The sequence below is a fragment of the Acinetobacter minutum genome (assembly GCF_035916735.1).
Lineage (GTDB): Bacteria > Pseudomonadota > Gammaproteobacteria > Pseudomonadales > Moraxellaceae > Acinetobacter.
In genome coordinates, this window is sequence record NZ_JAQIHG010000016.1 from 40,995 (window position 1) to 51,570 (window position 10,576).

Genomic DNA, 10,576 nt, shown 5'->3' on the forward strand with positions numbered 1-10,576 from the left:
ACAAAGTTATTTAAGATAAACCTCGAAATTCAATAATCATCTCAATCATGGAGACAATGATGAGCTTAATTAATACTGAAGTTAAACCATTTAAAGCAACTGCTTTCCATAACGGCCAATTCATCGACCTTACTGAAGCTGATCTTAAAGGCAAATGGTCTGTATTCTTCTTCTATCCAGCAGACTTCACTTTCGTTTGCCCAACTGAATTGGGTGACCTTGCTGACAACTATGCTGAATTCAAAAAGCTAGGTGTTGAAATCTATGCAGTATCTACTGATACTCACTTCACTCACAAAGCTTGGCACGACAGCTCTGCTGAAATCAAGAAAATCGAATACCCAATGGTTGGCGACCCAACTTGGACTTTGGCTAAAAACTTCGAAGTATTAATTGAAGGCGCTGGCCTTGCTGATCGTGGTACTTTCGTTATCGATCCAGAAGGCAAAATCCAAATCGTTGAAATCAATGCAGGCGGTATCGGCCGTGATGCGCAAGAACTTCTTCGCAAAGTAAAAGCAGCTCAATACGTTCACGCTCACCCAGGTGAAGTTTGCCCTGCTAAATGGAAAGAAGGCGATGCAACACTTGCTCCTTCAATCGACCTAGTTGGTAAAATCTAATCTGTAAAGAATAGATTTCAACTAAAAAACCACTCCGCTGCGAGTGGTTTTTTATTGTCTGTGATTTATTTTAAGGTTTTCATGCAATCCCTCTACCCAGGTTGCAGAAACAGGAGTACATTCAAATCAAACAAGACCAATAAAGACATAGCCTTAAAAAAACAGGATGTTTTCACCTATACAAAAATAACAAGGAGGGACGCGTATGGAAAAAGTGCTTGTGGTCATCCACTGGAAATATAACCCTGCATCTCGCTACTTAAAGATTTTTTATAGTAATGGTACGGGAGAACTGTACCATCCGGTTCCGGAATTTATTTATAACAATTTGCTGCGCTCTGAGAATAAAGCGGCTTTTGTACAAAAATATCTGCAATACGATTTACATTTTTGCAAGTTATCAATTGCTTAACGCTTTCAGACGTGAAGCCCATTCTTCACGTCTTTTTTTCATTTAATCCAAGGCTTGTAGCAATTGAAAACGTGCCTGCCAGTGTCCATCAATTTCAACCTGTTCAATAAACATACTTAGTGGACGAACCCACATCGAATAATCGCCATACAGACATTGATAAACCACGAGGGCTTCTCCTGTTTCACTATGCCGTGCCACGTGAAAGACCTGATAAAGCTGTCCTTTATAATGCTGATAAATCCCTCGAGCCAACTGCACTGCTGACCTCTCCCTCTCCAAGATGCAGCGCTATCATGTAAATTTACTGTAAAAAATAAAAGTATTTTTTGATGAAAAATAAAGTGCCCGCCCTAAAAATTTTAAAACCCAATCATTAATTTAAAAAAACGATCGTTTTTATAAAAATAAAACATTTCACCAATCAAGAAAGCTATCGTATGATAAATCCATTGAAAATAGACACTATATTGGGAGCATAAGCCGTGTTAGATCAGAACACTACAGCACAACTGAAAACTTTATTACAACGTTTACAAGGCCCAATCGAACTGGTGGCTTCTCTCGATGAGTCCGACAAAGCCGTCAAAATCAAAGAACTGGTGGAAGAAATTGCGGCCTTGTCCGATCAGGTAACTGCTCGCTTTGACGGTCAAAACAGCCGTCGTCCAAGTTTCGGCATTGCCAAGGCTGGTGAACAGCCCCGCGTGAACTTTGCCGGTTTGCCGATGGGACACGAGTTCACCTCATTGATTCTCGCCTTATTACAGGTTTCCGGTTATGCGCCAAAAGTGTCTGACGAAGTTCTAGCCCAGATTAAAGGACTGAACCTGAAAGCTGACTTTGACGTGTTTGTCTCACTCAGCTGCCATAACTGTCCGGACGTGGTGCAGGCATTAAACCTGATCGCTATCTACAACCCGGGTACCACAGCGACCATGATTGATGGGGCTTTCTTCCAGGAAGAGGTTGAAGAACGCAAAATCATGGCGGTTCCAATGGTATTCCAGGACAACCAGCATATCGGTCAAGGTCGAATGACGCTGGAAGAAATCATCGCCAAATTGGACAGCAACTCAGCCGCGAAAGATGCAGAAAAATTCAATGCCAAAGCGGCCTTTGATGTGCTGGTGATTGGTGGTGGCCCTGCAGGCAATACCGCTGCGATTTATGCCGCACGTAAAGGCATCAAAACCGGCATTGTGGCGGAGCGTTTGGGTGGTCAGGTCATGGACACCATGGATATTGAAAACTTCACTTCCGTACAGAAAACCCAGGGACCTAAATTTGCTGCGGCGATGGAAGAACATGTCCGTGAATATGGTGTGGACATCATGAGTCTGCAACGAGTGAAACATTTGGTCGGTGCAGACAAAACCGCGAATGGTCTGGTGCAAGTGGAGCTGGAAAATGGCGCAAAACTTGAATCGAAAACCGTTATTCTCTCAACCGGTGCGCGCTGGAGAGAAATGAATGTTCCGGGTGAAGCAGAATACCGTACCCGTGGTGTAGCCTACTGCCCACACTGTGATGGTCCACTGTTTAAAGGTAAACGTGTTGCGGTGATTGGTGGGGGGAATTCAGGCGTAGAAGCGGCAATTGATTTGGCAGGGATTGTAGAACACGTCACCCTGCTCGAATTCTCGGATACTTTGCGTGCCGATCAAGTATTGCAGGACAAATTAAACAGTTTGCCAAATACCACGGTAATCAAATCAGCCTTGACCACGGAAGTCGTCGGTGATGGCAGCCAGGTGACGGCACTCCGTTATCAGGACCGTACAACAGGTACAGAACATGAAATTGCCTTGGCCGGGATTTTCGTTCAGATCGGTCTGTTACCAAATACCGACTTCCTGAAAGAAGTGGTGGAACTGAATAGCCGTGGTGAGATTGTGATTAATGAACGCAACGAAACCAACTTGAAAGGTGTATTTGCTGCCGGTGACTGTACTACGGTGCCTTACAAGCAAATCATTATTGCCACCGGTGAAGGTGCGAAGGCTTCTCTCTCTGCCTTTGATTACATTATCCGAAATGGGCAATAAATGTAACAGTCTCTTATTTTTGATACTTTTTCAGCTGAGATCTGTGAACAGATCTCAGCTTTTTTAGCATTGTTTAACAGTCTCGCAACAGAATAAACAAATTGCATTTATTCACATGACTTTTTTTGTGTTTAGATTCTGCTGGAATCACAACGAAAAAAGGAAAATCAACAATGAATAAACTACTGATTGCTTTGGGTCTTGCTACAACAGTTGCACTGGTCGGCTGTAATAAAGAAGAGAAACCAGAGACCGGTGCCACCACAGGTGAACATTTAGAAAAAGCCTCTGAACAAGCTGCACATGATGTGAATGATGCTGCACGCAATGCAGCAGCTAAAACTGAAGCGGCTGCTGAAGAAGCTGCGGAAGAAACTCGTGAAGCAGCTCAGGCAGCAGAACAAGCCGCACGTGACGCCACCGCTACGGCGGCTGATAGTGTAGAAAAAGGGGCTCGCAACGTGAAAGAAGACGCGAAGAATTAATCATCTTTAAGTCTTTGCCTACAGAAAAAAGCCCCGAAGGGCTTTTTTCTTTTTAACGGGATAATTTTTCGGCATGGGGTCATCATTAACACTGGCTGGTAAATCACTTATGTCAGGAACATAGAAGTGTATTTCGACATATCCGTATCGTGTATACACATGCTTTAAAATCGAATCCTTCTGATGAATTTGATGCAGTATTTTTGTATAAAATACTGAATATTGTTTGCTTTAGAAAAATGATTTCGACTAAGTTATCTGTATGAACTGGAGCAGTTACTTATGTCAATTCTAGAACAATTATCCATTAAGCATCCAATTTTGCTTGCTCCAATGGCAGGCGTGTCTACTCCTGAACTGGCAGCTGAAGTTTCCAATTCTGGAGCATTGGGCAGTTTAGGTTTAGGCGCAAGTTCCATTGCATCCGCCCGCCAGCAAATTGAAGCGACCCGCGCCCTGACTGAGCAACCTTTTCAGCTCAACTTTTTCTGCCATGAAACTGAAGCACTGAATCCAGAAACTGCTGCTCGCTGGATGGAATATCTACGTCCAGCTTTTGCTGAATTTGATGCTATTCCACCAGAAAGCTTGCAATGTATTTACCCAAGTTTTCGTGATAATGATGAATTGTTAAATCTGGTACTGGACACACGTCCCAAAGCGGTCAGTTTTCACTTTGGTATCCCACATCCTAAACAGATTCAGGCCCTGAAACAGGCTGGTATTATCACGATGGTTTCTGCGACCAATCTAGCGGAAGCTCAAGCGATCGAAGCAGCCGGAATTGATATCATTATCGCCCAAGGCATTGAAGCCGGTGGCCATCGTGGTATTTTTAATCCTGCGATTGATGCCTCTATTAAGACCGCTGACTTGGTCCAGCTTATTCACAAACACTGTCAACGTCCGATTGTTGCAGCGGGCGGCATCATGAATGGTCAACAGGCCAGATTGATGTTAAAACTCGGGGCAGAGGCCGTTCAACTGGGGACTGCCTTTGTACAGTGCCGCAGTTCAAATGCCAATACAGCCTATCGCCAGGCTTTATTCAACCAGCCGCTCACCCAAATCACCAGCAGCATTTCCGGTCGCCCGGCTCGTGGTCTGATCAACCGCTGGCACATGCAGATTGAACAGCCACACCGTCCTGAAGTTCCAGGCTATCCTTATACTTATGATGTGGCGAAACAACTGCATGCTGTCGCCAGCGCACAAGGCGATCAAGGTTATGGGGCTTTCTGGGCTGGCAGTAATGTCGCACAAATACGTGAGCTTGAAGCAACCGATCTGATCAACCAGCTGGTTTTAGAAATAAAACAAGGTCATTAATTCACGCCGGGGCAACTGTGGTTCAGTTGCCTCAAGGGTTTTATGATGCTTAATGCATTACAAGCAGATTCACATTTTCCGTCTGTACGTCATTGAGGGTTTCACCCTGCGCGAGCAACTGATTAAAATACTGCTCGACTACTTGCGCTTGTTGTGCAGTGCTTTCCACCTGATACATCTGCTGGCGGAATTCATTACTCGAATGCAGACCTTTGGTATACCAAGCGATATGCTTGCGTGCGATTCGGCAACCTGAATATTCGCCATAGAATTCATAGAGTTCGGCCAGATGTCCGAGCAAGACGGCTTTTACCTCGGCAATCGCGGGTGCAGCCAAATGTTCCCCAGTTTGCAGATAATGCGCGATCTCACGAAAAATCCACGGACGCCCCTGCGCGGCGCGGCCAATCATCACCGCATCTGCACCGGTATAATCCAGCACATATTTGGCCTTTTCCGGACTGTCGATATCACCATTCGCGATGACAGGAATTGTTAGCAGTTGTTTGACTTCTTTGATCAGCTCATAACGCGCAGTATTTAAATACATGTCTTCACGGGTTCGTCCATGCAATGCCAAAGCAGCTATCCCCGCCTGTTCAGCCCGTTGTGCGACACGCAAAATATTTTCCTGTCCATTTAAATAACCCAAACGGGTTTTTAAAGTCACGGGCACATCGACCGCAGCCACCACAGTGTCCAGAATACGTGCCACCAGATCTTCATCTTGCAACAAGGCGGAACCTGCCAGTTTATTGCAGACTTTTTTAGCCGGACAGCCCATGTTGATATCAACAATTTGTGCACCATTCGCCACCTGATAACGTGCTGCTTCAGCCAGTTGTTCAGGATCAGAACCTGCTATCTGCGCGGAAATCGGAGCCAGCTCCCCATCAAAATTCGCCCGGTAGAGACTTTTTTTACTCATACGTAAGGTCTTGTCGGCTGTCATCATTTCACTCACCGCATGCCCAGCACCAAAGTACTTGCATAACGTCCGGAACGGGCGATCCGTCACGCCAGCCATAGGCGCAACGATTAAATTATTTGACAGCTGATAAGGACCGATATACATATATATTCATACTTTTTGCAACCCGCATAGTATACTGCATCCGCCCTGTCGGCTCATCCTTTTCTGAATGTGTTTGCATCAGCATGAATAAATCGTCTCAACCTTCCCGCCTGTTGAAAGCTACCACTCTCATTACCTTGACACTTGGTCTTGCTGCTTGTGGCGACAGTTCATGGTGGTCTAAAAATGATGAACCCGAACTCGAGGATCAACATATTGCCCGTCTGATTCCAGGCCGTGTGCAAAACAAAGCATCCTGGGCCAAAGACATCCATGACATCATGCAACAGCTCGGGATTCCACGAAATAAACAAAATGTCTGTAGCGTCATTGCGGTCGTAGATCAGGAATCCAACTTTGTTGCAGATCCTCAAGTGCCGGGACTCGGGTCTAAAGCCGTCAAGGAAGTCAGTACACGTCTGGAAGAAAAATTTAAAGAAAAATTCGGCGACAAGCTGGGTGGAACGATTGCCGGTTATTTTGAAGATGTCTTAAAGAATCAACCTAGTCCTGATAACAATTATTTAAGTCAAATGCGTAAGGTCAAAACCGAGCAAGAACTCGACCTGTTGTATCAGGAAATTTTTGACTACATGACCAAGCATTACCATGTCAGTGCCTTAACTGGTGCCGCCAAACTGGTGGGACAGGATATGGGAGAAAAAATGAACCCAATTACAACGTTGGGTTCCATGCAGGTCCATATCAGCTACGCCAAGGAACATAAACGTTCCAGCATGAATATAGCCGAATTGCGCAGCGATTTATACACGCAGTACGGCGGTCTGTACTACGGGATCCATCGTCTGATGATGTATCCGGCAGACTATGAAAAACCCTTGTACCGTTTTGCAGACTATAATTCAGGCATGTACTCTAGCCGTAATGCAGCGTTCCAAAGCATGTTGAATGACCTGACTGAAGAAGAACTCGATCTCGATGGCGACTTGCTGTTATATACCAAAGATGGTGATGTACGTTCTACCCAAAGCCAGTCCGAACGTGAGCTGATTGCCGTCTTTGCCGCTAACAATGTACTGGTCACCCCTCGCCAGATCCGTGCGGATCTCAGTAAGGAAAAAGAAAAAGATTTTGAAGAAACCCAAACTTACATTGCAGTGAAAAAACTGTACCAAGCCAAAACAGGCAAACAACCCATTTATGCCATCATGCCTGAAGTGGTGATTTCCGGCCCGAAACTGAGCCGGGACTACAATACCAACTGGTTTGCAACACGTGTAAATGGACGATATACCTCATGTATGCAACGCGCCAAACGCGTCAAAATATAAATCTCGCCCTGTTTGATTTTGATGGAACCCTGTGTAAGCGTGACAGTTTCACCGGGTTCATTTTCTTTGCCTTGTCTAAACGACATATTTTGCGGCAAGGTTTAAAAATTCTTCCCTGGATCCAAGCCTATTATTTAAAGCTCTACCCTGCCCATGCCATGCGTCCAAAACTATTTGCGGCCATGTTCAAAGATACCTCTGCGACTGAGCTAGAAAAACTGGCTCAAGATTATGCTGAGCTGTTACTGGATGATTTAGATCCGCAATTGCTGGAACGGTTGCAACAGCATCAGCAACTTGGAGACCGTGTGGTCTTGGTTTCTGCGTCAGTTGACGTATATTTAAAACCCCTATGTGATGCTTTGGCGATTGACTTGATTTGTAGCGCAACTGAAGTGCAGAACCAGCGTTTTACTGGAAATTACCTGAGTGCAGACTGTAGCTGTGCCGAGAAAAAACGCCGGGTGTTACAACAATATCGACTTGAGGAATTTGCACAGGTCTATGCTTATGGCAATAGTCATGAAGACCTAGAAATGTTAAGCCTAGCACAGCAGTGTTTTATGGTCGGTGTCGATCAGCAACTTCCGCCACTAGTAAACATAAAAAAGCTCGCCTAAGCGAGCTTTTGATAACAGAGCAGCACTGAATTAATAAATTGCCATGTGGTCACGGTGAATCATTTCCAGAGAACGGGCCTCACCTAATACCTGCAAAACTTTATCCGAAGACAGACCTTTCACCCGTTCTGCTGAACGCGAACTGAAATTCACTCGTCCTACTGCAATGCGCTTGCCTTGTGTATCGACACATTCCACCACATCACCGCGCTCAAAATGCCCTTCGACGGTTTTCACGCCCACAGGTAATAAACTGCGGTGCTGTTCCTTGATGGCTGCGACTGCACCATCATCCAATACCAGACGGCCTGCAGTTTGCAAATGTGCCGCTAACCATTGCTGGTGTGCGGTAATACGGTCATTGTCCGTTGTAAACAAAGTGCCCAACATTTCACCGGCCATCAGACGTGATAAGACGTTGTCACTCTCACCACTGGCGATCAGCGTTGGACAGCCTGATTTTGCGGCCAGACGTGCAGCACGGACTTTGGTTACCATACCACCCCGACCCAACACGCCGCCGCCGCCCGCCATCTCAAACAGTTCATCATCCAAGGCACGGACACTGGTCAACAGTTTGGCATTCGGATTTGAACGTGGATCAGCATCAAACATGCCTTGCTGATCAGTCAGAATAATCAGTAAATCCGCATGTACCTGACCCGCTACCATAGCCGCCAAAGTATCATTATCACCAAAGCGAATTTCATCGGTTGAAACCGTGTCATTCTCGTTAATGACAGGAATCACGCGCCACTCAATCAGATGTTGCAGGGCATCACAGGAGTTGAGATAACGACGACGATCCGCAAGATCATCATGGGTCAGTAGAATCTGGGCAGTTTTGATATCATGCTGATCGAGCACGCTCGACCAGGTTTGAATCAAACCCATTTGACCAATCGCGGCACAAGCTTGCAGACTCGGTAAATCGGTGGGTCGGCTCGCCAGTTTCATGCGAACCATCCCTTCAGCCACCGCACCAGAGGACACCAAAATAATTTCATGTCCGGCATTATGTAGATTGGCAATCTGATTCGCCCAATGCGAAATCGCGTCCAAATCCAAACCTTGCCCATTTGCGGTGAGTAGAGATGATCCAATCTTTACAACGATCCGTTTACACGCTGTGAGCTGACGTTGCCCATTTACCACTTCTATCATCTTGTCCTCGGTTCTACTTAACGTACGTAGATCACTTCCACATCGTTATCATCATCTTCGTCGTCATCGAAGTCGTCATCCTCACCTTCTTCAAGGCTTGCAAGACGCTGTGCCTTACGTGCAGCACGGTAGGCTTCTTTCGCAGCGATGGTTTGCTCGCGTGTCTCTTCTTCCAGCTGATCACGGAAGGCTTTCATTTCACGTGCATATTCAGGATCTTCAACTTCGCGTTCACGTTGCTGTTCGATCTGATCCATCAGGTAATACACGACTTCTTTTGTGCCTTCGGCCATCAAGCCAGAGGTTTTAAAGACTGGACCTGTCCATTGCAACTCATCCAGAATATGTTGGCACCATTCATCACGTGCTTCGTCTTCCAGCTGATCCAGCTTGTTCAATACCAATACAATCGGTAATTTCGCCAAGGTTGGTGAGAATTTTTTCAACTCACCCATAATCGCTTTGGCATTATGTACCGGGTCTGAACCATCAATTGGCTGTACATCCACGATATGCAACAAAATACGGGTACGTGCCAAATGCTTCAGGAAGCGTATGCCCAGACCAGCACCTTCCGCAGCACCTTCGATCAATCCAGGAATATCAGCCATGACGAATGAGCGGTGACGGTCGGCATCGACCACGCCCAGGTTCGGTACCATGGTGGTAAATGGATAATCGGCCACCTTTGGTTTTGCCGCAGAAACAGCACGGATGAAAGTCGATTTACCGGCATTTGGCATACCCAACAAACCAACATCAGCCAGTACTTTCAGCTCAAGACGAATTTCACGGAACTCGCCTTTAATGCCGTGAGTACATTTACGTGGTGCACGGTTAGTGGATGATTTAAAGTGAGTATTACCCAAACCACCATCACCACCTGCAGCAACCATAACGCGTTGCCCATCGGTCACCAAGTCACCAATAATATCGCCTGATTCAGTATCTACGATGGTTGTGCCTACTGGAACTTTCAAGATCACATCTTGACCGCCACGGCCTGCACAGTTTGCGCCTGCACCATTTTTACCACGTTCAGCGCGAAATTTACGGGTATAACGGTAATCGACAAGGGTACTGGTATCGTCGTCAGCCTGAATATAAATGCTGCCGCCACGACCACCGTCGCCCCCATCCGGACCACCGAAGGGTACAAATTTTTCACGGCGAAAACTGGCTACGCCATTGCCACCGTCGCCCGCCTCTACGGTAATGACTGCTTCATCAACAAAGCGCATCTGCCAATCCTCTAGAATCTTTAAAACCGTCTATTCTGCCATATTTTAACGAAATGCACGAATAGAAAAATTCATTAGCAGATGATTGCTGTTCATGATGGTAAGTTTTCCAGCCATTTCTCAAGAAAATTCTCTATAAATATAAGTAAAAAACATTTCTGCTGATGAGCCCCAATGAAACGATAAAAATAAAAAAGCCCGGTTGGAACCGTAATGCCAGTCAGTTAAGAAATTGACTGGCATTTTCTTGGGTATTTCTGTGGTTTTAGCTTCACAACCCTCGGACA

11 protein-coding genes are annotated in these 10,576 nt (G+C 45.8%); 7 read left to right on the forward strand and 4 right to left on the reverse strand.

The window, feature by feature from the left end; translation table 11 throughout:
- Positions 1–59: 59 nt before the first annotated feature.
- Both ahpC and PAE54_RS08175 read left to right on the forward strand, forming a co-directional pair.
- Complete coding sequence (ahpC, locus tag PAE54_RS08170; RefSeq protein WP_273778887.1) at positions 60–623, forward strand: alkyl hydroperoxide reductase subunit C; 564 nt, start codon at positions 60–62, stop codon at positions 621–623.
- A 205-nt stretch (positions 624–828) separates the two neighbouring features.
- Positions 829–1,035 (forward strand): KTSC domain-containing protein, encoded by a 207-nt coding sequence (locus PAE54_RS08175; protein ID WP_326519059.1) that lies wholly within the window; start codon positions 829–831, stop codon positions 1,033–1,035.
- A 42-nt stretch (positions 1,036–1,077) separates the two neighbouring features.
- On the opposite strand, the gene PAE54_RS08180 is transcribed toward PAE54_RS08175, so the two are convergent.
- Complete coding sequence (locus PAE54_RS08180; RefSeq protein ID WP_326519060.1) at positions 1,078–1,296, reverse strand: DUF1653 domain-containing protein; 219 nt, start codon at positions 1,294–1,296, stop codon at positions 1,078–1,080.
- Positions 1,297–1,520: 224 nt separating this feature from the next.
- Between PAE54_RS08180 and ahpF the strand changes: the two genes are divergently transcribed.
- The 3 genes from ahpF to PAE54_RS08195 all read left to right on the forward strand — a co-directional run bounded on the left by ahpF (position 1,521) and on the right by PAE54_RS08195 (position 4,897).
- A complete protein-coding gene (gene ahpF / locus PAE54_RS08185) occupies positions 1,521–3,083 on the forward strand; it encodes an alkyl hydroperoxide reductase subunit F (RefSeq protein WP_326519061.1) in 1,563 nt (520 codons plus the stop codon).
- A gap of 173 nt (positions 3,084–3,256) precedes the next feature.
- Positions 3,257–3,568, forward strand: coding sequence for a hypothetical protein (locus PAE54_RS08190; RefSeq protein WP_326519062.1), 312 nt, complete (start codon positions 3,257–3,259; stop codon positions 3,566–3,568).
- 282 nt (positions 3,569–3,850) lie between these two features.
- Positions 3,851–4,897 carry an NAD(P)H-dependent flavin oxidoreductase gene (locus PAE54_RS08195; RefSeq protein WP_326519063.1) on the forward strand — a complete coding sequence of 349 codons (1,047 nt, stop codon included), beginning with the start codon at positions 3,851–3,853 and terminating at the stop codon, positions 4,895–4,897.
- Positions 4,898–4,946: 49 nt separating this feature from the next.
- Here PAE54_RS08195 and dusB read toward each other — a convergent pair whose 3' ends face one another.
- On the reverse strand, positions 4,947–5,972 hold the full coding sequence (dusB, locus tag PAE54_RS08200; protein WP_273778881.1) for a tRNA dihydrouridine synthase DusB: 1,026 nt from the start codon (positions 5,970–5,972) through the stop codon (positions 4,947–4,949).
- An 83-nt stretch (positions 5,973–6,055) separates the two neighbouring features.
- Here dusB and PAE54_RS08205 point away from each other — a divergent pair, with 83 nt between their 5' ends.
- Positions 6,056–7,264, forward strand: coding sequence for a DUF1615 family protein (locus PAE54_RS08205; RefSeq protein ID WP_273778880.1), 1,209 nt, complete (start codon positions 6,056–6,058; stop codon positions 7,262–7,264).
- Entirely contained in the window at positions 7,231–7,884 is a 654-nt protein-coding gene (locus PAE54_RS08210; RefSeq protein WP_273778879.1) for an HAD-IB family hydrolase, read from the forward strand. Before PAE54_RS08205 ends, PAE54_RS08210 begins: the two co-directional genes overlap by 34 nt.
- Positions 7,885–7,914: 30 nt before the next feature.
- Here the strand turns inward: PAE54_RS08210 and proB are convergent, their stop codons facing one another.
- A complete protein-coding gene (gene proB, locus PAE54_RS08215) occupies positions 7,915–9,048 on the reverse strand; it encodes a glutamate 5-kinase (protein WP_273778877.1) in 1,134 nt (377 codons plus the stop codon).
- Positions 9,049–9,065: 17 nt separating this feature from the next.
- Complete coding sequence (cgtA, locus tag PAE54_RS08220) at positions 9,066–10,289, reverse strand: Obg family GTPase CgtA (RefSeq protein WP_273778876.1); 1,224 nt, start codon at positions 10,287–10,289, stop codon at positions 9,066–9,068.
- Positions 10,290–10,576: the final 287 nt, after the last annotated feature.